The 23,692-nt window shown below is 72.3% G+C and carries 17 protein-coding genes; 13 read left to right on the top strand and 4 right to left on the bottom strand.

The genetic code is table 11. From position 1 onward, the window contains the following. Positions 1-141: 141 nt before the first annotated feature. Entirely contained in the window at positions 142-2,688 is a 2,547-nt protein-coding gene (locus tag WMF14_RS46565) for a hypothetical protein (RefSeq protein WP_437797149.1), read from the top strand. 6 nt (positions 2,689-2,694) lie between these two features. Here the strand turns inward: WMF14_RS46565 and WMF14_RS46560 are convergent, their stop codons facing one another. Together WMF14_RS46560 and WMF14_RS46555 are read right to left on the bottom strand one after the other, a co-directional pair. Further along, positions 2,695-3,276 carry a hypothetical protein gene (locus tag WMF14_RS46560; RefSeq protein WP_272096345.1) on the bottom strand — a complete coding sequence of 194 codons (582 nt, stop codon included), beginning with the start codon at positions 3,274-3,276 and terminating at the stop codon, positions 2,695-2,697. 39 nt (positions 3,277-3,315) lie between these two features. Continuing rightward, a complete protein-coding gene (locus tag WMF14_RS46555; RefSeq protein ID WP_437797147.1) occupies positions 3,316-4,194 on the bottom strand; it encodes a hypothetical protein in 879 nt (292 codons plus the stop codon). Positions 4,195-4,287: 93 nt separating this feature from the next. Between WMF14_RS46555 and WMF14_RS46550 the strand changes: the two genes are divergently transcribed. The 4 genes from WMF14_RS46550 (at position 4,288) to WMF14_RS46535 (ending at position 10,709) form a co-directional block, all read left to right on the top strand. After that, positions 4,288-6,153, top strand: a complete 1,866-nt coding sequence (locus tag WMF14_RS46550) for a bifunctional homocysteine S-methyltransferase/methylenetetrahydrofolate reductase (protein ID WP_437797145.1) — start codon at positions 4,288-4,290, stop codon at positions 6,151-6,153. Between the two features lie 75 nt (positions 6,154-6,228). Next, entirely contained in the window at positions 6,229-8,892 is a 2,664-nt protein-coding gene (locus WMF14_RS46545) for a M1 family aminopeptidase (RefSeq protein WP_437797143.1), read from the top strand. A 44-nt stretch (positions 8,893-8,936) separates the two neighbouring features. Then, the gene (locus WMF14_RS46540; protein WP_437326283.1) at positions 8,937-9,725 is read left to right on the top strand and encodes an enoyl-CoA hydratase-related protein; all 789 of its coding nucleotides are present in this window, start codon (positions 8,937-8,939) and stop codon (positions 9,723-9,725) included. Positions 9,726-9,833: 108 nt separating this feature from the next. Continuing rightward, positions 9,834-10,709 carry a hypothetical protein gene (locus WMF14_RS46535; RefSeq protein ID WP_437797141.1) on the top strand — a complete coding sequence of 292 codons (876 nt, stop codon included), beginning with the start codon at positions 9,834-9,836 and terminating at the stop codon, positions 10,707-10,709. Between the two features lie 138 nt (positions 10,710-10,847). Here the strand turns inward: WMF14_RS46535 and WMF14_RS46530 are convergent, their stop codons facing one another. Next, positions 10,848-11,990, bottom strand: coding sequence for an FAD:protein FMN transferase (locus WMF14_RS46530; protein ID WP_437797139.1), 1,143 nt, complete (start codon positions 11,988-11,990; stop codon positions 10,848-10,850). 179 nt (positions 11,991-12,169) lie between these two features. Between WMF14_RS46530 and WMF14_RS46525 the strand changes: the two genes are divergently transcribed. After that, positions 12,170-13,357, top strand: coding sequence for an amidohydrolase (locus WMF14_RS46525; protein ID WP_437797138.1), 1,188 nt, complete (start codon positions 12,170-12,172; stop codon positions 13,355-13,357). 6 nt (positions 13,358-13,363) lie between these two features. Here WMF14_RS46525 and WMF14_RS46520 read toward each other — a convergent pair whose 3' ends face one another. Next, positions 13,364-13,948: a hypothetical protein gene (locus WMF14_RS46520; protein ID WP_272096334.1), complete on the bottom strand. Its 585-nt coding sequence runs from the start codon at positions 13,946-13,948 to the stop codon at positions 13,364-13,366. A gap of 216 nt (positions 13,949-14,164) precedes the next feature. Between WMF14_RS46520 and hemE the strand changes: the two genes are divergently transcribed. The 7 genes from hemE to WMF14_RS46485 all read left to right on the top strand — a co-directional run bounded on the left by hemE (position 14,165) and on the right by WMF14_RS46485 (position 23,667). After that, positions 14,165-15,214, top strand: a complete 1,050-nt coding sequence (gene hemE, locus WMF14_RS46515; protein ID WP_272097932.1) for a uroporphyrinogen decarboxylase — start codon at positions 14,165-14,167, stop codon at positions 15,212-15,214. Positions 15,215-15,292: 78 nt separating this feature from the next. Next, positions 15,293-16,078 (top strand): class II glutamine amidotransferase, encoded by a 786-nt coding sequence (locus tag WMF14_RS46510; protein WP_272096333.1) that lies wholly within the window; start codon positions 15,293-15,295, stop codon positions 16,076-16,078. 1,215 nt (positions 16,079-17,293) lie between these two features. Further along, the gene (locus tag WMF14_RS46505) at positions 17,294-18,193 is read left to right on the top strand and encodes a GGDEF domain-containing protein (RefSeq protein ID WP_012241235.1); all 900 of its coding nucleotides are present in this window, start codon (positions 17,294-17,296) and stop codon (positions 18,191-18,193) included. A 44-nt stretch (positions 18,194-18,237) separates the two neighbouring features. Then, positions 18,238-19,599 carry an aspartate aminotransferase family protein gene (locus WMF14_RS46500; RefSeq protein ID WP_437797136.1) on the top strand — a complete coding sequence of 454 codons (1,362 nt, stop codon included), beginning with the start codon at positions 18,238-18,240 and terminating at the stop codon, positions 19,597-19,599. A gap of 48 nt (positions 19,600-19,647) precedes the next feature. After that, positions 19,648-20,835: an acyl-protein synthetase gene (locus tag WMF14_RS46495; RefSeq protein WP_437797134.1), complete on the top strand. Its 1,188-nt coding sequence runs from the start codon at positions 19,648-19,650 to the stop codon at positions 20,833-20,835. Beyond that, complete coding sequence (locus WMF14_RS46490; protein ID WP_437804418.1) at positions 20,835-21,959, top strand: acyl-CoA reductase; 1,125 nt, start codon at positions 20,835-20,837, stop codon at positions 21,957-21,959. The genes WMF14_RS46495 and WMF14_RS46490 overlap by 1 nt, the downstream gene beginning before the upstream one ends. Before the next feature lie 148 nt (positions 21,960-22,107). Further along, positions 22,108-23,667, top strand: coding sequence for a GAF domain-containing protein (locus WMF14_RS46485; RefSeq protein ID WP_437797132.1), 1,560 nt, complete (start codon positions 22,108-22,110; stop codon positions 23,665-23,667). Positions 23,668-23,692 lie beyond the last annotated feature (25 nt).

Genomic DNA, 23,692 nt, shown 5'->3' with positions numbered 1-23,692 from the left:
CGGCAGCGAGCCGCTGTGGACCGCCTTCCAATCCAAATTCGGGTCATTGGCTCCGGCGCCGCACACGCCGCCGGTCCGTCAGGGTCTATCACCGACAGGGAGAGCCACATGCCGCGTCATCGAACATCCATTCATGCACTCTTGTTTTGCATCACCGCCGTCACGTCGTGCAGCGCGGAGGTCGATCCAGCGAGCACGGACAGCGCCGAGGAAGCAGGGCCTCACGAGCAGCAGGGACCCGACGCCGCGTCCGCAGAGCACCGCGCGGCGTTCATCGCGAGCGTTCAGAGACAGGCGCCTTCTGACTACAATGTAAACCTCGACGCGTCGGCCGTGCGCGCTGGGGTGAGCGCTCTCAATCCGGCGCACGGCTTCATCTCCGAGTTCACCTCGGCCGGCGTCGCCGTGACCCGGGAGAGCTCGGAGAGGGCGGGTCGACTCACGATGAAGCTCGCGCGTTATGGCTGCGAGGGGGCGCTCGTCCCCCTGGACGCCGCGGCCGAACCACGCGGGACGAACAACCGCGTCGAGCTACGGCATCGAGCCCCGTCCGCGGGCCTGAGCGTCACGGAGTGGTACCTGAACGGCCCCCTCGGGCTGGAGCAGGGCTTCTCCCTGGACTCGGCGCCTCCATGCCGCCGCGAGGGCGAAGGCAAGGTGGAGCTCGAGATCGCGCTCGGGGGCGATCTCTCGCCGGAACTATCCGAGGACGGCCAGTCGGTGGCGCTGGTGGACGAGTCCGGCGCGGCCGTGCTGCGGTACGCCGATCTCGTCGTCCAGGACGCGCGCGGGAGCGTGCTTCCGGCAGAGATCAAGCTGAGCGACGCGAAGCTCTCGATCGTGGTGGACGACACCGGCGCGACCTATCCGCTGGAGGTCGACCCGCTCATCGCCACGGAGCAACAAGCGCTCTACGCCAGCGATGCCTCGAGCGACGACTATTTCGGGTCGTCCGTGGCCATCTCGGGGAACACAGCGGTGGTCGGCGCCATGGGCGCGGAAGCAGCTTACGTGTTCGTGCGCGACGGCGCGTCGTGGTCCCAGGCGGCCGTGCTCACGCCCAGCGACGGCCAGCTGGGAGATTTCTTCGGCGTTTCTGTGGCCATCGACGGAGATACGATCGTCGTCGGAAACAGCACTCGTTCAATGGATCGCCGCGCCGTGTACGTGTTCGCGCGCAGCGGCGGCGCCTGGCACGAGCAGCAAAAGCTCGCCTCACAGGGCGACGGGGGCGGCGACGTTCGGTTCGGATATGCCGTCGCCATATCGGGCAATACGATCATGGTCGGGGCCCCCGACCGTTATGGTCCAGGCGGTGCGTCGATCTTCGTCCGGAGCGGCGCCGCGTGGGCGCAGCAGGCCAAGCTCGCGCCCAGCCACGACACCCGGAACCAAGGCTACGCCGTCGCCCTGCACGGCGACACAGCGGTCATGGGCAGCGACTGCGACGACGGTCCAGCGAAACCATCGTGTCGAGTCTACGTGTTTACCCGCGCCGGCAACGCCTGGTCCGAACAGGCCGTCCTCTACCCGCCGGCCGGAGCGACACCGCACTACAGGTTCGGCGGCTCGCTCTCGTTGAGCTCGGAGACGCTGGCGGTGGGCACCATCGTCTACAATGAGTATGGCCCTGACAGGCTGGCCGCCGTGGTCTTCGCGCGCAGCGAGGGCGCGTGGGCCCAGCAAGCCATGCTGTACTCCAGCGATGTCGATGCTCCTGGCTGGGGGGGCTGGTTTCGCAACACCAGCGTCGCCATGTCCGGGGACAGGTTGATCCTCGGAAGTGACGACGGCGAACAGGGACCGAGGGTCTTCGCCAGGATCGGCGGCGTATGGACGCCGCAGGCCACGGTCGATAGTTCCACATGGAGCAGGTGGGAGGTTCGTGTGGCGCTCTCGGGAGACACGCTGATTGCCGGCACGTGGGCCGACGGCGTTCGCGGCAACAGCGCCGGCGCTGCTCATGTCATCAAGCTGCAAGAGGGTCCGCCTGCTCACCTCGTGGGAGCCCGCGCTTTCGTCGAGCATGCCGCCGACCTGCCGTTCGTGCTCGACAGCGCCGACACCAACAGGTTCGGGACGCCGAGCAGCATCGATTGGGCGAGCTTCACCGGGACCACGCAGGGCGCGTCGCTGTTCACCCTGTCCCTCTTGCATGAGGATCCCACGCTGACGACCTCGATCCTCCGCGGCTGGTGGGGCTCCACGAGCCCGACCTCCACGAACCTGTACGGTCAGGTCGTGGCCGGGAACCACTTCAAGCGGATCTCGAAGATCAGCGACATCCTGCCTGGCGATCTGCTGGTCATCAACACCACGGACGGCGGCTCGGGACACACGGCGATCGTCGACGCGCCCCCGACCGCCATCGCGGCCGTCGAGCCCGTCGTCCCCGGCACGACCCAGTATTCGCTCCGGGTCATCGACTCGACGAGCACCGCCCACGGGTGCACAACGGACCCGAGCACGGGGGACACGCGATGGGTGCCGGCCGATCCGACCAGGCCATGCCGCGGCGGGAGCACGGACGGCGGGGCGGGCAGGGGCACCATGCGTCTTTACGCCGTCTCCCCGGGCCGGGCGAACGCCGGGGACCTCACCGGGTACAGCTGGAGCCTCACGTCGGGCTCCGCGTACTTCCCGCAATCCGGCGCGCGGCCCCACGCGATCGGCCGGCTCGTCCGCTGACCCCCCTCACCGCCCCCGCTCGTAATCGAGCGCTGCCTTCTCCACGACGTCCCAGTCCCGCGCGGCCCGCTCGGCCTCGGCCACGAGGTCCGCGGTGAACAGCGTGAGCCCCCAGATGCCGTTGTCGCGCCGCCGGAACGGGTACCGCGTGCCGCGCGCCGTCTCGACCGTGGCCCGCTCGCCCGTCACCTCCACCTTCCCGATGCCGGACAGGTCGCGGCGGAGGCGCGCGATGAAGCCCTGCTTCGTGGCCATGTCGACCCACACGTCCGCCCCGTCCTCGGCCATCGCGTGCGCGCGGTACTGCTCCAGCAGGCGCGCGCGCTCCGGCTCCGGGTAGCTCGCCTCGATCCGCTCGCTCGCCTTCCGCCGGTAGTCGCGGATGGTGTACGCCGCGTGCTGCGCCCGGTCCTCGAGGTACGGGAAGCACGCGCGCGCATCGCTGACGCCGATGTTGTACGCGATGCGGAGGTAGGCGCCCTCGGGCGTCGTGTCCGGCGGGAACTGGTTGAGCTTGCGCCAGACGAGCACGAGGGCCAGCAGGGCGACGACGGCGGCGCCCCAGGCGATGGCGCGGCGACGGGTCATGTCCGGCTCATCTCTCGCTCTCTCCAGCCGCCCGGCGCACTAGTCGATGTGCCCGCCGAACTGCAGATAGAGGGACGCGACCCGGTCCCTGTCGAACGCGGGCCCGAGCGGCTCGTCCAGCGCGAGGAGCAGGCCGGCCCGCATGAAGAAGGTCTTCTGGCTGTCGTACACGAAGTACGGCAGCAGCGAGACCTGCCCCCGGTCGTCGTAGACCGACGACGGCACCCACACCGTCTGGAGCGCCACGCCGCCGCCGAAGCCGGAGCGGCTCTGGAGCTCGGGCTCGACCTTCGCCTGGAACACCGCCTCGAGATCGTCGGAGTCGTCGATGAAGCCGCGCCGGACGCCGTCCCCCACCGGGACGAAGAACGTGAGATCCCCGCCCGCCCGGAGCACGAACGACCTTCCGAAGCGGTACTCGATGCCGCCCAGGCCGCCGATCGGGAGCGAGTTCGCCGACCAGAGGTGCAGATCGTACCAGGCCATCGCCATCGCGCTGTAGCCCCTGGCCACGTGCCAGTCGAGGCCGTCGATCGCGCCGAGCGGCAGCCCGGCGCGGCCGCCCGCGTACCAGGTGAGCTTGCGGCCCGCGTCCGAGTAGTAGAGCGTGAACGTCGGGTTGCCGAGCGCGGCGCGCGACTGCCGGTCGAGATCTTCGGCGTCTCCCGGGCCGTCGAACGAGAGCGCCAGCGGGAACTTCAGGTTGATGAACAGGTTCGGCGTCGGCTCGAACTGCACGAAGGGGACGGCGGCGAGCGACGTGCCGTAGAAGCGGGCGCTCCACATATAGAGATCCACGCCTGCGTCCGAGCGGTGCACCGGCGGATGCCAGGCGTGCGCCTCGGAAGGGGCGGCGAGGAGCGGAGCAGCGGCGGAGACCGCCAGGGCGAATGCTTGAAGCCATCGGGGCGTGCTCATCTCGAGAACTGCCCTACCGAGATCCTCGCCGCGCCGTCAACCGCGTCGCGCCCCCCCTTCCTGAGAAGCCGGAGCGCCCCTACGATGCGCCCCATGTCCCGCACGAGACCAGAGGCCCCGTTCCTCGACGCTCTCCGGCGTTCGACCCTCGTGTTCGACGGCGCGATGGGCTCGCTGCTCTACGAGCGCGGGGTGTTCGTCACCCAGAACTTCGAGCAGCTCAACGTCGCGCGCCCCGATCTCGTGAAGAAGATCCACGCCGAGTACGTCGCGGCGGGCGCGAACGTCATCGAGACGAACACCTTCGGAGCGAACAGGTTCCGGCTCGAGCGGTACGGGCTCGTCAACGAGGTGCGCAACTTCAACCTCGCGGGCGCGCGCCTCGCGCGCGAGATCGCGGGCGGCGACGCGTACGTCGCCGGCTCGATCGGCCCGACGGGGCTCGTGCCCGGCGTCGCCACGCGCGACGACCTCGCCGCCGCGGCCGCCACGTTCTCCGAGCAGGCCGGCGCGCTCGCCGAGGGCGGCGCGGACCTCCTGATCCTTGAAACATTTCGCCATCTCGACGAGATCAAGCTCGCCATCGACGCGGCGCGGGCGGCCGCGCCGGGGCTCCCGGTCCTCGCGTCGATGACGTTCGACACGAGCGGCGTCGCGGCGGACGGCAGCGAGCCGGAGCGCGTCGCGCGGACGCTGCGGGACTGGGGGGTCGACCTGCTCGGCGTCAACTGCGGCGACGGCCCGCAGCTGTCGCTCGCGATGGCGGAGCGGATGGCGACCGCGGGGCTCCCGCTCTGCGTGCAGCCGAACGCGGGCCTGCCGCGCACGGTCGACGGCCGCCAGCTCTACATGGCGACGCCCGAGTACTTCGACGTCTTCGCCCGCCGCATGATCCAGGCCGGCGCGGCGATGATCGGCGGCTGCTGCGGGACCACGCCGGAGCACGTCCGGTGGATGGCCAAGTCGGCCCGCATGCTCCGGGGCGGCGCCGCGCCCGAGGCCGCCGCGCGCCCGCAGATCACGATGGACGCGCCCACGGGGCTCGAGCCCACGCCGCTCGGCGAGCGCAGCCCCCTCGCGGCCAAGATCGCCGCGGGCAAGTTCGTGGTCTCCGTCGAGGTGAACCCGGCGCCTGGCCTGAACCCCGAGAGCGCGCTGAGCGCCGCCAAGATGCTCATCGACAGCGGCGTCGATGTCGTGAACGTCGCCGACGGCCCGCGCGCCACGGCGCGGATGACGAACCTCGCCTTCTGCTCGCTCCTGGTCCAGCGCTACGGCATCGAGCCGATCCTGCACGTCTGCGGCCGCGACCGGAACCTCATCGGCCAGATGGCGCACCTGCTCGGCGCCCACGCGATCGGCATCAAGAACCTCGTCATCATCACGGGCGATCCGCCGAAGGTCGGCGACTACCCGGAGGCGACCGCCGTCTACGACCTCGACTCCATCGGGCTGCTCCACATGGCGAGCACGATGAACCGCGGCCTCGACCCGGCCGGCAAGCCGATCCCGGGCGGCAAGACGTCGTTCCTGCTCGCCACGGGGCTCGAGCCCGGCGCCCAGGATCTCGACAAGGAGATCGCGCGTCTGGAACGGAAGCGCGCGGCGGGGGCCGACATCATCATGACCCAGCCGATCTTCCACCAGGATCTGCTCGAGAAGGTGCTGCGGCGCATCGAGCACCTGGGGATGCCGGTGCTCGTCGGCGTGCTGCCGCTGGTCAGCCACAAGAACGCCGAGTTCCTCCACAACGAGGTGCCCGGCATGCAGATCCCCGAGGAGATCCGCGAGCGCATGCGCAAGGTGCCGGCCGGCCCCGAGGCGCGCAAGGAGGGGGTGAAGATCGCCCGCGAGATGCTCTTCTCGGTGCGCGACCGGGTGCAGGGGGCCTACCTGATGCCGCCCCTCGGCAAGTACGAGCTGGCGCTCGAGGTGCTCGACGGCCTCAAGACGGGCTGATCCGGCCGGCGGCCCGCCCCCGGGCACGAGTTCTTGCTTGCAGCGCCGGGCGCCGCGCGGGGAAACTCCGCGGAGATGTCCCTAGAGTACCGGCTCCACTCGCGCTGCGCCTGCGGCTCCGTGCTGTCGTCGTCGGAGTTCGCGGCCGCGTCCCGCCCCTTCACGCTGGCCGGGACGAGGCGCGTCTACGAGCGCTCGCGCCCCTTCACGATCCGGCACATCGCCCTCGATCTCACGATCGACGTCGAGGCGCGCTCGATCCGCGGCACGGCGCGGCTCGACGCGGTCCGCGTCGACCCCGGCGCGCGCGAGATCGCGCTCGACGCCATCGGCTTCGACCTCGAGGCGGTCGAGATCAGCGCCGGGGCCGGGCGCGCCGCGAAGCCCAGGCGCGGCGCGGGCAAGGCGGCGAGCGGCACGTTCCACCCGGCCGAGCACACGTACGACGGCGAGACGCTCCGCGTCGCCGTGCCGCTCGACGAGGCCGAGGCGTCGATCCTGGTCCGGTACCGGGCGACGCCGCGGCGGGGGATCTACTTCCTCCAGCCGGACGAGCACGTCCCCGATCGCCCGCGCCAGGTCTGGACGCAGTGTCAGGACGAGGACGCGCGCCACATCTTCCCGTGCATCGACAAGCCCCACATCAAGCAGACGACCGAGCTCCGCGCGCAGGTTCCGCCGGGCTGGTACTGCCTGTCGAACGGCGAGCTCGAGAGCGACGCGAGATCGCAGAAGGAGGGCGTCTATCACTACCGGCTGGACGAGCCTCACCCGAGCTACCTGTTCACGCTCGTGGCGGGCGAGTTTGCCCGCATCGACGGCGCGGCGCTCGACGTCCCGCTCGCGTACTTCGTGCCGAAGGGGCGCGAGGAGGACGGCCGCCGCACGTTCGCGCGCACGCCGGACATGATCCGCCACTTCAGCGAGAAGCTCGGCGTCAAATATCCTTTCCGCCGCTACGCGCAGGTGGTGGTGAGCGACTTCATCTTCGGAGGGATGGAGAACACGACCGCCACCACGATGTACGAGCACATCCTGCTCGACGAGCGGGCGGCGCTCGACATCTCGTCGGACGATCTCATCGCCCACGAGCTCGCGCACCAGTGGTTCGGTGATCTCGTGACCTGCCGCGACTGGTCGCACGGCTGGCTCAACGAGGGATTCGCGACGTTCATGGAGCACGTCTATCGGGAGCACCACCTCGGCGCCGACGAGTACGATCACGGCCTGAAGGCCGATCTCGACTCGTACCTTGGCGAGGCGCGCGGGCGTTACCGGCGGCCCATCGTCTGTCAGGACTACGACGCGCCGCTCGACGTCTTCGATCGACACCTCTACGAGAAGGGCGGGCTCGTGCTCCACCTGCTCCGCCGGGAGCTCGGGGACGAGCTCTTCTGGCGCGGGGTGAGCACCTACCTGACGCGCCACGCGCGGGGGGTCGTGGAGACACGGGATCTCGCCCGCGCGCTCGAGGACGTGAGCGGCAAATCGCTGGAGCGCTTCTTCGAGCAGTGGGTCTTCCGCGCCGGGCACCCCGAGCTCGACGTGAAGATCGAGATCGAGGGCGACCAGTGCACCGTGACGGTGAAGCAGGCGCAGGCGGCCGGGCAGCCCAGCCGGGAGCACGCGCTCCAGCCGGACGCCTCGACGCCGCCCGCCTTCGCGTTCGACCTGGTGCTCGATTTCGGCTTCACGGAGGGCAAGGGCTCCATCACGCGGCGCGAGGTGCGGCGCGTGGATCAGGCGGCGCACACGTTCGTCATCCCGCTCCCGCGGCGGCCTCGCTTCGTGGTGGTGGATCCGGACCTCAGGATCCTGGGCGAGGTCAGGGTCGACGCGCCCGGCGATCTCCTGCGGGCGCAGCTCGCCCACGCGCCCACGGCGCGCGGCCGCCTGCTCGCCGCGAAGCCGCTCTCGCGGCGCGACGACCCGCCGACGGCGCGGGCGCTCGGGCAGTCGCTCTCCGACGCGAACGAGTTCTGGGGGGTGCGCGCCGCCGCCGCGGCAGCGCTCGGCGCGCTCCAGTCGAACGCGGCGTTCGCGCTGCTCGAGGGCAGCGCGGGCGTGGAGCACCCGAAGGTGCGCCGGGCTGTCGCGGGCGCGCTCGGCAACTTCAGGTCGGCCAAGGCGGCCGAAGTCCTCGGCAAGCTCGCCCTGCGCGACGCGAGCTACCTGGTGCAGGCCGAGGCGGCGCGGGCGCTCGGGGCCACGCGGCAGAGCTCGGGGTTCGAGACGCTCGTCGATCTCCTGGATCGCCCCTCGTGGGGCGAGGTCATCCGATGCGGCGTGATCGACGGGCTGGCCAACCTGCGGGACGAGCGCGCCGTGCCGCACCTGACGGCTCGCACGCGCTACGGCGTCCCGACGCGGGGGCGGCGGGCGGCGATCATGGCGTTGCCGAAGCTCTCCAGCGATCGGCGGACGCGCGAGCTCCTCGAGGAGCTCCTCGATCAGCCGGATCCGTACCTCCGGGTCGACGTCGCGCGCGCGCTGGGCGATCTCGGCGACGGCCGGTCGCGGGGCGCGCTGCAGCGGCAGCTCGACCGCGATCTCGACGGCCGGGTGCGGCGCCGGATCCGCGAAGTCCTGCGCGATCTCGGCGGGGCGGGCAAGCGCGAGCTGGATCGGCTGCGGGACGAGCTCGAGACGCTGCGGCGCGACAACGCGGAGATCAGAGCGCGGCTGGGCAAGCTCGAGGCGGCGAGCACCAAGGCCAAGAAGGCGGCCGACGCCAAGTGAGCGAGCCTCTTTGCCGCGCCGCCGCGGTCGATTAGGCAGGATCCATGTCGGAAGCCCCTCCCGTGAAGCTCGACCGGCGCGGCGCGGTCGCGGTGCTCACCATCGATCGGGCAGATCGCCGCAACGCGCTCTCCCGGGACGCGCTGCTCACCTTCGGCCGCCTCGGGCGCGAGCTCGTGGACGACCCGGAGGTGCGCGCGATCGTGATCACGGGCGCCGGGGACAAGGCCTTCTGCGCCGGCGCCGACCTCAAGGAGCGGCAGGGCATGAGCCCCGACGACGTCCGGCGCCAGGTGGGCCTGTACCGGACGGAGCTCGGGGTGCTCGCGCGGAGCCCCAAGCCGGTGATCGCGGCGATCAACGGCGTCGCCTTCGGCGGGGGGCTGGAGCTCGCGCTGATCTGCGATCTCCGGGTGGCGGCGCCGCACGCCGAGCTCGCGCTGCCGGAGACGTCGCTCGGCATCATCCCAGGCGCGGGCGGCACGCAGCGGCTGCCGCGGGTCGTCGGCGAGGCGCGGGCGAAGGAGATGATCCTGCTCGGCAGGAAGCTCACCGCGCCCGAGGCGCTCGCCTGGGGCCTCGTGAACCGGGTATCGCCCGGAGGGACGCCGGTGGTCGACGACGCGATCGCGTGGATCGAGCCGATCGCGAGCGGCGCGCCCATCGCGCAGGCCGCGGCGCTCGGGGCGATCGACGACGGCTATGACGTGCCGCTCTCGCTCGGGCTCGAGATCGAGCGGGTCCACTACGACGAGACGCTGCGCAGCGAGGATCGGCTGGAGGCGCTGCGCGCGTTCGCCGAGAAGCGGAAGCCGGTCTACAAGGGGCGGTGAGGGCAGCGAGCGGCGGTGACGGCGCGGCGCTGCTCGCGCTGGGAGCGGCCCTGCGGCGCGCACTGGCCCGGGGGCGAAGCTCGCAGCCTTCGTGCTAGCCTTGTCCGCATGGATCCCAAGCCGACCGGTGCCGCGCTCCTGCTCGCCCCGGCCGCCCGGGGCGGCGCGGCGGTGAGGCTCCCGCCCGCGGAGCCGCAGCGGGCGCATTTCCCGGCCGTCGATGAGCACCTCGTGGCGCCCGAGGTGACGCGCGACGAGCGGATCCGCGGGCGCAAGGTCGTCGCGGCGCCGGCGCTCGAGCCGCATGCCGAGCAGCAGGTGCGGCTGGATTTCCTGATCGCGCCGCACCTTCGGCCCGGCTACATCGGCGCGGCCGATCTCATCACCCGCGTCGCTGAGGGCTCGGATTTCGCCACCGACCTCTCCATCCGCAGGGCAGGGCTCGATCCGGCGACGGGACGCCGGTATCTGGAGGAGCTCTCGTTCGAGATCGTCAACGAGCAGTCGATGCAGGACGCGCGCGAGAAGGCCGAGGATCTCGTCGCCCGAGGCGTGCGCCGCGTCTTCGTCATCTTCGTCAAGGGTGATGAGGTCGCCGAGTGGTCGGCGGCCGAGGGGCGGTTCGTGCTGCTCGCGCCTGACGCGACGATCGAGGATCCGTGCTTGGTCCGTCCGGTCCCCGTCCGCGCGTTGCTCGACGGCGCGGCGGCCGAGCGCGAGGTCGTCCGCGCGCTGGAGCGCAAGGGCAACCCTGAAATCGAGGCCATCAAGGCCCGCGAGCGAAAGGCAGCGCTCGATGAGGGGCGGCGCGCGGGGCTCGACGAGGGCCAGCGAGCCGTGCTGCTGCGCCAGCTCCGGGCGCGGTTCGGAGAAGTGCCCGAGGCGAGGCGGGAGCAGGTCCTCGCTGCGTCCGGGGAGCGGCTCGCGGTATGGGCCGAGCGGATCCTCGCTGCCAGGACGCTGGACGAGCTCTTCGAAGGCTGAAACGCCCGCGCATCGGTCGACTTTGCCCGAGAAAGATCACAGGGAGACGGGGAGAGTTACTAAGTTTTTCTCCCCGCCTCCCTGTTCCAATTGGGCCAGTACCCTGTCCGGGCAGCGCGTCCCCCGCGTAAGCCCCACCTACAGCCCCCCTGTCGGCTGCCGCAGCACCTCGGCCTTGCCTTCCAGCCGCTTCGACACCCACACCTTGTTGTTCCGATCGACGATCACGGCGCCGCAGTCCTCGATCGACTCGACGAGCGCGAGCCCCTTCTCGGCCCCCAGGATGAAGACCGCATCATCGACGGCGTCCGCGGTCAGCGCGTCCTTTGCCCAGATGGTCACGCTCCGGCTCTCGGACGCGGGGAAGCCGGTCCGCGGATCGATGATGTGGTGATAGCGCCTGCCGTCCTTGATGAAGCTCCGCTCGTAGTCGCCCGCCGTGGAGAAGGCGTGGTCCTCCACCTCGATCATCGCGAAGTAGTCGTTCGCGTCCTTGCCGCGCGGGTCCCGCACCCCCGCCCTCCACGGCGACCCGTCCGGCTTCTTTCCGGCGATGTACAGGTCACCGCCGGCCTGCACGAAGAACGACGTCAGCCCCTCCCCCCGCAGCACCCGCGCCGCGGCGTCGACGGCGTAGCCCTTCGCGATCCCGCCGAGGCTCATCCGCATCCCGGGCTTCCCGAGCATCACCGTGCGCCGCGCGCGATCGATCTTGATCTGCCTGTGATCGATGAGCGCGCGCGCCCGCTCGACGTCTTCCTTGCGCGGCACGTTGTCGTCGATGTCCTCGTCGAACTTCCAGAGCCCGTGCATCGCCTCGAAGGTGACGTCGAAGACGCCCTCCGAGCGCTCGCTGATCCAGAGGCTCTTCTCGATCACGGCGAGCGACTCCGGGCTCACCTCCACCGCGCTCTTCCCGGCCGCCGCGTTGACCCGCGACAGCTCGCTGTCCGGCCGCCAGGTCGTCATGAGCCCCTCGAGCCTGCGGATCTCGGCGATCGCCTTGTCCAGCCGGGCCCTGATCGCCGCCTCATCCATCGCCTCGCTCGTGTAGGCGGCGAGGAGCAGGCTCGTGCCCATCGCCCTCGCCTCGACCGCGACGCGGGCGGGCCCGGCCTGCGCCGGAGCGGGCTGAGCCGGCAGCGGCGCCACGCTCGCGGCGGCCGGCCCGGCCTCCTGGCGCGCGCGTGGGGGCGCGTCGCAGGCGGCGAGCGCGAGCGCCGCCGCGAGGAAGGGGAAGCGGGGTAAGAAGAGGAGCGGAGAACAGCGCGGTCCGTGCATTCGAGGGTCCTGGGTCCGTGAGAAGTCCCGACAGCGTGGCGGCGCGCCGGGTGCCGATGTGCGAACGAGCGAACACGCGAACGCGCGAACGTGACCACGGGGCGGCGGCGGAGCTCCTCCGCCAGCGCCACCATGGCCCGGGCGAGCCGCGCGGATCCAGAGTAGTATCGCTCGCCCCTATGAGCCTCGACCCGAGCCGCATCCAGCGTGACATCGACGACCTCTCCCCGGATCTCCGCGAGATCGCCGCGCGCATCCACGCGCACCCGGAGCTCCGGTTCGAGGAGCACAGGGCCGCGGCCTGGCTCGCCGAGGCCGTCGAGAGCCGCGGCATCCAGGTCGAGCGCGGGCTCGCCGGCATGCCCACCTCGCTGCGCGCGCGCATCGGGCGCGGCGGGGGGCCTCACCTCGCCATCCTGGCCGAGTACGACGCGCTCCCTGAGATCGGCCACGCCTGCGGGCACAACCTGATCGCGGCGGGGGCGCTCGGCGCGTTCCTCGCGCTGGCGCGGCAGAAGGACGCCGTGGCCGGCACCATCGATCTGGTCGGGACGCCCGCCGAGGAGGGGGGCGGCGGCAAGATCAGGCTGCTCGAGGCGGGCGCCTTCGAGGGCGTCGACGCCGCGATGATGTTCCACCCGTTCGACCGCGACCTGCTCGCGCACGACACGCTGGCCAGCGTCTGGCTCGAGCTCCAGTTCCACGGCAAGCCGTCGCACGCGGCGCTCGCGCCGTGGGACGGGAGCAGCGCGCTCACGGCCTGCCTCGACACCTTCCGGCTGATCGACGGCCAGCGCGTCCACTTCCGCGATGGCGTCCGGGTGCACGGGTTCATCAAGAACGGCGGTCAGGCGGTCAACATCATCCCGGAGCTCGCCGTCGCCGAGTTCTCGGTCCGCGCCCTCGACACCGAGGAGCTCTCCCGCGTGCGTGCGATCGTGGAGCGCTGCGCCCGCGGCGCGGCCATGGCGAGCGGGGTCGAGCTCACGCTCGTCGATCAGGGCGGCTACAAGAACATGGTCAACAACCGGAAGATGGCGCGCCGCTTCGGCGAGCACCTGCGCGCCCTCGGCCGCTCGCCGATCGAGATGGACCCCGCCGTCGGCACCGGCTCGACCGACATGGGCGACGTGTCCCACGCGCTCCCCGCCATCCACCCGTGGATCGCGATCTGCGGCAAGGGAGAGACGACCTGCCACCAGCACGCGTTCGCCGCGCGCGCCGCGAGCCCCGCCGGCCAGGACTCGATGCTGATCGCCGCCAAGGCCATGGCGATGACGTGCGTGGATCTCCTGCTCGACCCCGAGCTGCGGCAGGGCGTGCGCGAGGAGTTCGCGCAGCGGAAGGCCGGGGCGAGCGCGCGCTAGGCCTGCTCAGCCGTCGTCCTGAAGGGGGTTCCCGAGGTCGTCCATCAGCCCGGTTCCCCCCTCGACCGGGATCGCCCGCGCCAGGGCGACCCGCTCCAGCATCACCGACAGCGCGATCTTGTCTCCGACGTCCGGCAGCCAGGTGCGGGACCCATCCCAGAGATCGAGCCGGATGTTGCTCGCCGGCACGCTCCCGCCGACCGCCGCCGCGCCGCCGGCGCGCGCCTGCGCGGAGGGCACCGCCATCCGGTCGATCTGCGACCAGGCGAAGCGCCGCACGCGCGGCACGCCGAAGGTGAGCAGCTCGCGCAGCTCGATCCCGTCCGGGTGCACGACGACCCCCCGCATCTGCTCGCGCAGCACCATCGCCACCGCGCTCACGCACAGGACGATGGCGCAAACGCTGGAGGAGACGAGCCGGTGGCGATCGCCCTCGACGACGTACTGGAAGAGCCGGGAGCTCGAGGGAGCGTTCTGGCCGTAGAAGATCACCCCCGAGACGCCGAGGGCGAAGGTCAGGTAAAGCAGCGCCGGGAGGCGCTCCTTCAGCGGCGGCCCGAACGCGATGCGCTTCTCGGGCCTGTACGTCATGTCAAAGCCGGGAGGTCTGGAGGGACGCGCCATAGGCTCCTAGTCTACACGGCGAGGGAGCCGACGCTTGGGTCCGCCCCCTCGACGGGCCGCCTCGGGCCCGGCCGCGCCGCGCTCCCGGCGAGCCGCGCGCGAGCGATGGGCTGAAACCCATTGCCGGGCGATGGCTGAACGGACATGAAGGGGCGTCCCGTCGACCCCCTCCTGGAGCCTTCCATGCACGATCGCTTCCTGCGCGCCTGCCGGCGTGAGCCGACCGATGTCACGCCCGTGTGGTTCATGCGCCAGGCCGGCCGGTACATGGCCGAGTACCGGGAGCTCAGGAAGAAGTACACGCTCCTCGAGATCTGCAAGACGCCCGAGCTCGCGCTCGAGGTGACGCTCCAGCCGCTGCGGCTCGGGATGGACGCGGCGATCCTCTTCGCCGACATCCTCCTGCCGCTCGAGCCGATGGGCGCCCCCTTCGAGTTCGCGAAGGGCGAGGGCCCGGTGATCCACGAGCCCGTGCGCGATCGGGCCGGCATCGAGCGGCTGCGGGTGTTCGAGCCCGAGGAGGGCCTCGGCTACGTGCTCGACGCCGTGCGCCTCATCCGCAAGGAGCTGGACGGCAAGACGCCGCTCATCGGCTTCGCCGGCGCGCCGTTCACCATGGCGAGCTACCTCGTCGAGGGGGGCAAGTCGAGCGACTACCGGCTCACGAAGCAGCTGATGTGGAGCGACCCCGAGGCGTGGTCGGCGCTGATGGGCAAGATCTCGGAGGTCGTCCGCCGCCTGTTGCGCGCGCAGGTCGCCGCGGGCGCCCAGGCGGTGCAGCTGTTCGACTCGTGGGTCGGCTCGCTCTCGATCGACGACTACCGCGAGCACGTGCAGCCGCACGTGCGGCACATCCTCCGCGACCTCGAGGCGACGGGGGTCCCGGTCATCCACTTCGGTACGAACACAGGGGCGCTCCTGGAGGCGCAGCGCGACGCCGGCGGCACGGTGATCGGCGTCGACTGGCGCACGCCGCTCGACAAGGCGTGGCAGCGCATCGGGTACGATCGCGCGGTGCAGGGCAACCTCGACCCGCTGCTGCTCTGCGCGCCGCGCGCCGTCGCCGAGCGCCGCGCGCGCGCGGTGCTCGCGGAGGCGGGCGGCCGCGCCGGGCACATCTTCAACCTCGGCCACGGCATCATCCCCGAGACGCCGGTCGATACGGTCAAGGCGGTCATCGATCTCGTCCACTCCATCCCCCGCGCGTCGCTCCAGGGCGAGCCGGCGCGCTGACGCCGCGCATCGCGCCGCGGCATCGACCGGGATCGGATCTCAGACCCCCTCCAGGGGTGATATGGTCCACCCGCGAGCATGTGCGAGCTCCTCGGGATGGAGTGCAACGTCCCCACAGACATCGTCTTTTCGTTCAACGGCCTCCGGCACCGGGGCGGCCGCACAGGTCCCCACGCTGACGGTTGGGGCCTCGCGTTCTTCGAGGGGCGCGCCGCGCGCGTGTTCCTCGATCCGAGCCCCGCCGCGGAGAGCCCGCTGGCGCGATTCCTCAGCGAGACGCCCATCAAGACGCTGCTCGCGATCGGCCACATCCGGCGCCGCACCCGCGGCGATGTCCTCCTCGCCAACACGCACCCGTTCGTGCGCGAGCTCTGGGGACGCCACTGGGTCTTCGCGCACAACGGCACGCTCCCTCGCGTCCGGCGCCGCGCGCTGGGCCGCTTCAACCCCATCGGAACGACCGACAGCGAGCACGCCTTCTGTTACCTGCTGGAGGGGCTCCGCAGCTCGTTCCCCGGCTATCCTCGCCGGCCCAGCGAGCTCTGGGAGGCGATCGCGGCGCTCGGCGGCGAGCTAGGCCAGGACGGGACGTTCAACTTCCTGCTCGGCGACGGGCGCCACCTCTTCGCCCGCTGCGCAACCCGGCTCTGTCACATCATCCGCAAGGCCCCCTTCGGCATCGCGACGCTCCTGGACGACGATGTCCGCGTCGACTTCTCGGCCGTCACGACCCCGAAGGATCGGATCGCGGTGGTCGCGACGAGCCCGCTCACCGCGAACGAGACCTGGACCACGGGACGACCGGGCGAGCTCTGGGTATTCGACGGCGGCGAGCTGCGCGCGACGCTGTCGTCGCTCGCCTGATCGACGCCAGCGCGGTGTCCACCCCTCACGCCCGCGCCTGCGCGTCAGGGATCGAGCCGTCGATCCCGTCTTCGTGATGGGGGTCGGCCTCTCGGCGCCTTTCTCCGCAGCGGGCGCAGTGACGCCTTCCCGCCGTGGCCGGTTCCAGCATTGACGGAGCGTTGCGGCTGGCGGAGGAACGAGCTGCTCCTGGAGCCATCCAAGGCAGGAAGCGCGCTGCCGTGCCGCGGCCTGGAGATGGGCACGGCAGCCTGAAAAGAAAAACGCCGCGACGGACCTGGGGGGGGAAGGTCTCCGCCGCGACGCAGGTCTATCCTACGCACCCTGTGTGCCAAGTCAACTGACCGGCAACGCTGGCGGGAGGCCTCTGCGCTGCGGGGTCGCAGCACGCGCGGCGTGCAGCGCACGCGGTCCACGCGGCTCCGCTCCGGCTCCGCGCCGCTCGCGACGTTTTGCTCGGCTTCGCTCGGCTTCGCTGGGTTCCGCTCCGCTCCGTTCCGCTTCGCTCCGGTTCCGCTCCGTTCCGTGCCGCTTCGCTCGGTTCCGGTCCGCTGCGTTCCGCTTCGCTCAGTTCAGCGTTGTGATGCGCCCTCGTTTTGAGGCAGAACTCACAGAGCCTCGTCCCCGCAGAACGCGGACATGCCAGGCGAACAGACACATCGTGTTCCAGCAAACCATTCCCTCCCTTGCCGGCTCAATCGCTCGCCGGACGGGTGGCGGCGCGCTCGGGAAACGCATAGAGAGACCCGCGTCCTCGGCAGCTCGGGCTGCACAAGAGGAAAGAGATGGGGCGTCAACTGCGATAACAGCGCACAGCGCCCCACAAGGCGCATCGGCGAGCACCTGCGGTGCGGCGCGGCGTGAGCGGCAGCGAACAGCGGCGAGGGGGCGGACGGCGTGCGGGGAACAAGCCGAGAACGTGGAAGGGCGCAACGGACGCAACCGACGCAACCGACACGACCGACGCGACCGAGCGCAGAAGGCGACGTAGGCCGTTGTCGGGTCGGGAAGGCGGAGGAAGCACTGAAGACGGCTCCGCCCGGATGGCCGTCTTGACGGGAGTCGGGGCATGTCAGTACGCTTTGACGTTGGGCGAGCTAGGGCATATCGAACCGTTGCATCGCGACCGAAGAGCCACGCCCGGGTAGGTTCCGTCTCGGGAAGAGCTCGAACGATGTCGAGGCTAGGTCGCACGACGGGTTGGGCTGAGCGCGCGTGAGTGACTTCGACGAAAAGACTCGTGTAACGCAGGTGGTCCAGCCCCCACCGGGCGGCGGCAGCAAGAACACGACCGACTGCCTGGTCGTGATCTACACGAAGGAGCCCACGCTGCTCGGCAAGCGGTTCGTGCTGGAGAACAACCCGACGCGGGTCGGTCGCGGCGCGGACAACCACATCGTGCTCGACGGCGACTCCGTGTCACGAAGGCACGCCCATTTCGAGCAGCGGCCGAGCGCCTGGATGGTCGTCGACGATGGGAGCACCAACGGGACGTACTGCAACGATGAGCAGATCTCCCGCGAGGTGGTGCTGAAGAACGGAGACCGGGTGAAGATCGGCCCCACGATCTTCAAGTTCCTGTCCGGCGCCGACGTGGAGGCGCAATACCACGAAGAGATCTACCGGATGACCATCATCGATGGTCTCACGCAGATCCACAACAAGCGCTACCTCTACGAGGCGCTCGAGCGCGAGATCATCCGCGGCCGCCGCCACGAGCGGGACCTCGCGATCCTCCTGTTCGACATCGACCACTTCAAGCGCATCAACGACGTCCACGGCCACCTGGCCGGCGACTTCGTGCTGAAGGAGGTCGCGCGCATCGTGCAGAGCCGCATTCGCCGCGACGAGGTCTTCGCGCGCTACGGCGGCGAGGAGTTCGCCATCATCCTGCCGGAGACGTCCATCGAGGGCGCGGCGGCCCTCGGCGAGACCCTGCGTCAAAAGGTCGCGGAGCACCTGTTCGTGTTCCAGGCCGACAGCATCCGCGTGACGATCAGCGTCGGCGTGGCGCTCCTCCAGGAGGGCGATCGCACAGCGAACGACCTCATCAAGCGCGCGGACGAGCGCCTCTACCACGCGAAGAACAGCGGGAGAAACCGGGTGTGCGCCTGAGCAGCCGCCCGCGGGCGCGCTAGGTTCCGGCGGAGGTAAGGACGATGCCGAACAGCGATCTGCCGCTGCCGGCGGCGCCGGACGCGGGCAGCGGCGCTGAGCTGCCCGCGATCCTGTCGCCGCCGCCTGGTCCCCTGTCGCGGAGCGCCCTCGAGCGGCTCGAGCGCGTCGAGTGCCCGGCGTTCGGCCGGCGGCGCGAGGCGCGGGCGCAGAAGAGCGGCGCCGACATGCTGCCGATCGTGCTGTCGCACGGGCGCGGCGCGAACGTCTGCGACGTCGACGGGAACCGGTACGTCGACCTGTGCGCCGGCTTCGGCGCGCTGCTGCTCGGCCACGCGGCCGCGCCGGTGCGGCGCGCGGCGGAGGAGCAGCTGTCGCGGCTGACCCTCGCGCTCGGCGACGTGTACTCGGCCGACGTGAAGATCGCCCTGCTGGAGCGCCTCGCGGCGCTGCACCCCGGGCCCTCGCCCATGGCGCTGCTCGGCCAGAGCGGCAGCGACGCGATCACCGCGGCCGTCAAGACGGCGGCGCTCTCGACCGGACGGCCTGGGCTCGTCGCGTTCGAGGGCGCGTACCACGGGCTCGGGTACGCGCCGCTCGCGGCGTGCGGGCTGCGGGAGAGCTACCGGGCGCCCTTCGCGGAGCAGCTCAACCGGCGCGTGACGTTCGCGCCCTACCCGCGCGACGAGGCGGGCGCCGCGCGCTCGGTCGACGCCGTCGAGCTCGCGCTGCGCGGGGGCGACGTCGGCGCGGTCCTCCTCGAGCCGATCCTCGGGCGGGGCGGCTGCGTCGTCCCGCCCGACGCGTTCCTTCACGCGGTCTGCGAAGCGGCGCACCGGCACGGGGCGCTCGTGATCGCGGACGAGATATGGACCGGCCTCGGTCGATCGGGGGCGATGACGCGCACAGGAGAGCTCGGGGCGCCGGTCGATATCCTCTGCTTCGGCAAGGGGCTCGGCGGCGGGCTGCCCATCTCCGCGTGCGTGGCGCCCGAGCCGATCATGCGGGCGTGGGCGCGCGAGGGCGAGGTGGTCCACACCTCGACGCACTCCGGATCGCCCCTCGCGTCGAGCGCCGCGCTCGCGACGCTCGACGCCCTCGGCGAAGGCCGGCTGGCCGCGCGCTCGCGCGACGTGGGCGCTCGCTTCCAGGCGATGCTGCGGGAGGCGCTCCCGCGCAGGGCGGGCGTCGTCGACGTGCGGGGCGCGGGGCTCATGGTCGGCGTCGAGCTCGAGAGCGCCGAGCTCGGGCTCCGGGCCCTGCGCGGGATGCTGGCCGAAGGGTACCTGGTCCTCACGGGCGGGGTGCGCGGCGAGACGCTGACGCTGACGCCGGCGCTCACCATCCCCGAAGCGCTGCTCTCGGCCGCGGCCGGGGCGCTCGCCCGCGTGCTGCGCGCGTGTTGACGGCCTAGCGCGCGAGCGGAGCAGGACGCGCGTGCTATCCCGGTGCCCGTGGGACCGATAGACCAGAGCGAGGCGCTGCACCGCCGCGCGCGGGCGTTCATCGAGGCGTCGCTCCGCGTGGACGGGACGGGCTCGACAGGCGCCGGCCGAGCGGCGGGTGCCTCTCCTCCGCAGGACCAGGGCGAGCGCGGGGCGCTGCCGGAGACCTTCGATGCGCTCGCGCTCGACCTCGCCCGGCACCAGGCCGCGCATTGCGCGCCGGTCGCCCGCCTCTTCGAGGCGCGCGGCGCGGACGTCGCCGCGATGGATCTCGCGGCGCAGATCCCCGCTGTGCCGTGCGACGTGTTCCGGTTCGCGCGCGTCGCGGCCCACCCGCCGGAGGCGGACGAGCGCGTCTTCCGCACGAGCGGGACCTCCCTCGGCGCGGCGTCCCGCGGCGAGCACCCGTTCCGCACGACCGCCACGTACGAGCTGGCCGCGCTCGCGTGGGGGGAGCGCCTGCTGTGGCCCGACGGCGTGCGGCTCCGGGCGATCGTCCTCGCGCCGCCGCTCCACGAGGCGCCGGACTCGTCGCTCGGGTTCATGATCGACCGCTTCGCGGCGCGCCTCTCGGGGCCGGCGAGCTGGCACGTTCGCGGCGGCGAGCTCGACGCCGCAGGGTTCGCCCGCGCGTGCGCCGAGGCGCGCGCCTCGGGCGAGCCGGCGCTCGTGCTCGGAACGTCGTTCGCTTTCGTGCACCTGATCGAGGCGAAGCTGCCCGAGGGCGCGGCGCTGCTGCCCGAAGGGAGCCGGGTCATGCAGACCGGCGGCTACAAGGGCCGCTCGCGCGAGGTGCCCGCGGAGGAGCTGCGGGCGTCGATCGCGCGGGCGCTGGGCGTGCCCCTCTCGCATGTGGTGAGCGAGTACGGCATGACCGAGCTCTCCAGCCAGCTCTACGAGGGCACGCTCGCGGCGGCGCTCGCCGGCGCACCGCGCGCGGCGCCAGGGCTGTACCTCGCGCCCCCCTGGACGCGCGTCACCGCGGTGGACCCCGAGACGCTCGCGCCGCTCCCTGCGGGCGCGATCGGGCTCGCGCGGATCGTCGATCTCGCGAACGTCGACTCGGCGGTCGCCATCCAGACCGCCGACCGCGTGCGCGTCACCGCGGAGGGCGTCGAGCTCCTGGGCCGCGCGTCCGGGGCGCCGCCGCGCGGCTGCTCGATCGCGATGGACCAGATGCTCGGCGGCGGCCCGTGATGATGGACGACGGCGCGGCGCGGCGCCGCCGGGTCGAGCGCGCCGTCGCCGCGGCGGCGCGGATCGCGGACGCGCGCGATCCGCTGGGCGAGGAGGCGCGCCAGCGGCTGCCTTCCACGAGCGGCCTCTCGCAGGAGGGCGTGGAGCTCGCGCTCGGCCGTCACCTCGAGATCGCGCCGAGCGATCGCGAGCTCGACGCGCTCGTGGCGGCCTCGGGGCGCGCGCGCCGCTGCCACGTGGTCCTGGCGGCCAACGTCTGCACGGCGCCGCTGCGGGCCATCGCCGTCGCGGCGGCGACAGCGCCGGAGGTCGTCGTGCGCCCGTCCCGCCGCGATCCCGTCGTCGCGGAGCTCCTCGTGCGCGCGCTGCAGGCCGACGAAGGTTTCCGCCGCGCAGGCGGGACCATCGCGCTGGTCGCGGACATCGCGCTCGGGGGCGCCGGGGCGCCGGCGGCCGGTGAGGGCGGCCCCGGGGATCTGCCGGGCGCCGAGCTGCACGTCTACGGCTCGGACCAGACCGTGGCCACACTGCGGGCCCAGGTCGGCCCGGGCGTGCTCGTGCGCGGGCATGGCGCCGGCCTGGGGCTCGCCGTCGTCGGCCTGAGCGCGAACCTCGCCGAGGCGGCGCGGGACATCGCGGCGGACGTCGTGCCGTTCGATCAGCGCGGCTGCCTGTCGCCGCGCTTCGTGCTGGTGGAAGGCCCGGCCGAGCGCGCGGAGGCGCTCGCGCGCGCCCTGCACGAGGCGCTCGACGCGCTGGGCGCGCGCGTCCCGCGCGGGCCGCTCGACGGCGCCGCCCGCGCGGAGGTGACCATGTACCGGGCCACGCTCGAGGCCGTGGGCTCGTTCTGGGAAGGTCGAGGGCACGGGGTCGGCCTGGATCCGGCGCCGCGATCGCTGCTGCTGCCGCCCGCGGCGCGCGTGGTCCACGTGGCGGCGAGCAGCGCCGAGGCCGCGCCGGCGCTGCTCGCGCCGATCCGCGGCGCGATCACCGCGATCGGCGCGGGCGGAGCCGGGCCGCTCACGCGCGCGGCGGCCGCGGCAGCCCCGCGCGCGCGGCTCTCTGCGCTCGGGTGGATGCAGCGCCCGCCCCTCGACGGACCCGTCGACCTGCGGACGCCCTGACCTCCGGCTGCCCACCCGCGCTCTCGCCGCGCGGGCGGCTCGCAGCGATCGCGCACATCGCGCGGCCACGCCGTCCAGACCGTGGCGCGGTCCGGAGGCGGCGGGAGCAAGGTGCGCTCGAGCGACGGTGTGTGATAGCGATCATGGCATGTCGTCGCGCACCGATCCGAAGGCGACCCATCCGCCCACGGAGCTCGAAGCGATCGCGAGCCCGTCCGCGACGCCGTCCGACGTGGGGGGCTCACGGGACAGCTTCCCGGACCGCGCGCTGGACGAGCCCGGCCCCGACGAGGAGGACGCGTCCGTCTCGAGCGACCCGGCCCGCAGCTCGGCCCGCGCCGCGGATACCGAGGACGAGGGCGCGCCGCCGTCGGTCGCCTCCGCGAGGATCCAGGTGCGCCGCGATGAGCGCCTGGATCTCGTGATCGAGTACCTCGCCTTCGTGGCGAAGCCGATGCCGCTCTCGCTCCTCCTCGACGAGGCGCCGCAGCGGATCGCCGCGATCCTCGGCGCCGACGTGGCCTCGCTGTACCTCCTCGAGGGCGACGGCGACGAGCTGGTGCTGCGCGGCAACGTCGGCTTTCCGCGCGAGGCGCGCGGCACGGTGCGGCTCTCGGTCGGCCAGGGCATCACGGGCATGGCGGTCGAGTGCCTGCGGCCGATCTCGGTCGTCCAGGCGACCGAGCACGAGCGCTACCGGGCGTTCCCCGAGCTCCGAGAAGAGCGCTTCCCGGTCTTCCTCGCGGCGCCCATCCTCGGCAGCGGCCGCCCGCTCGGCGCCCTGGTCGTGCAGCGGGCGGGCGATCGCGCCTTCACGGCGCGCGACGTCGAGCTCGTCATGGCGCTGACCGCGCCGATCGCGGCCGGCGCGCGCCACGCGCAGGTGCTCGACGAGCTGCGCGAGCGGCGGCGGCGCACGGGCGGCGGCACGCGCAAGGTCACGCTGCCGGGGTTGCCCGTCGTCGCGGGGCGCGCGCTCGGCGCCATCGCGGCCCTGCGGCGGCCGGCGACCTCATCGCTCGGCGCGCGGCAGGGCAGCGGCGATCCGAAGCTCCTGCGGTTCGCCTTCGACATCGCGGAGAAGGCGCTCCTCGACCTCAACGCCCGCGCGGCGAAGCGAGGGCTCGCGCAGGAGGCGGCGTTCCTCTCGACCTACCTCCTGATGATCGGCGACGGCCGCCTGCGCGCGCGCGCCTTCGAGCTCACGGCCAGCGGGCGCAACGTCGCGCAGGCGCTCGGGACGGTCGCTCGCGAGGTGGCGCGGGCCGCCAACGGGATCGTCGGCGACCCGTTCTTGCAGGATCGCGCCCGCGACATCGAGGATCTCTGCGATGCGATCCTGATGCTGGCGACCCCGGACGCCCGGGCCGAGCTCCCGTCGAAGGCGGTCCTCGTGGGAGACCAGCTGACGGTCTTCGACCTCCTGATCTCCGCCCGGGCCCACCCGGTGGGCGTCGCGCTCAGCGACCGGTCCGGGCCGCGCTCGCTCGTGCTCCTCCAGCTGCTGGGAGTGCCGTCGATCGTGGATGTGGCGGGGGCGTTCCGCTGGGCATCGCCGGGAGACGTCGCGCTCCTCGACGCAGACCATGGCTTCCTCGTGATCAACCCGTCCAGGGCCGAGGTCGCGACCGTTCGCGCGGCGCGGCGCAGGGGACCGGCGTCGCCGGGGCCGGACGACGACGAAGAAGAGGACGAGCCGGCGAGCTGAGCACCGGCCGCGGCCGGTGCTCGCG

This window comes from Sorangium sp. So ce693, from assembly GCF_051521375.1.
Classification (GTDB): domain Bacteria; phylum Myxococcota_A; class Polyangia; order Polyangiales; family Polyangiaceae; genus Sorangium; species Sorangium atrum.
The sequence above is the reverse complement of the archived record's forward strand: the minus strand, read 5'-3'. Positions and strand labels throughout refer to the sequence as shown.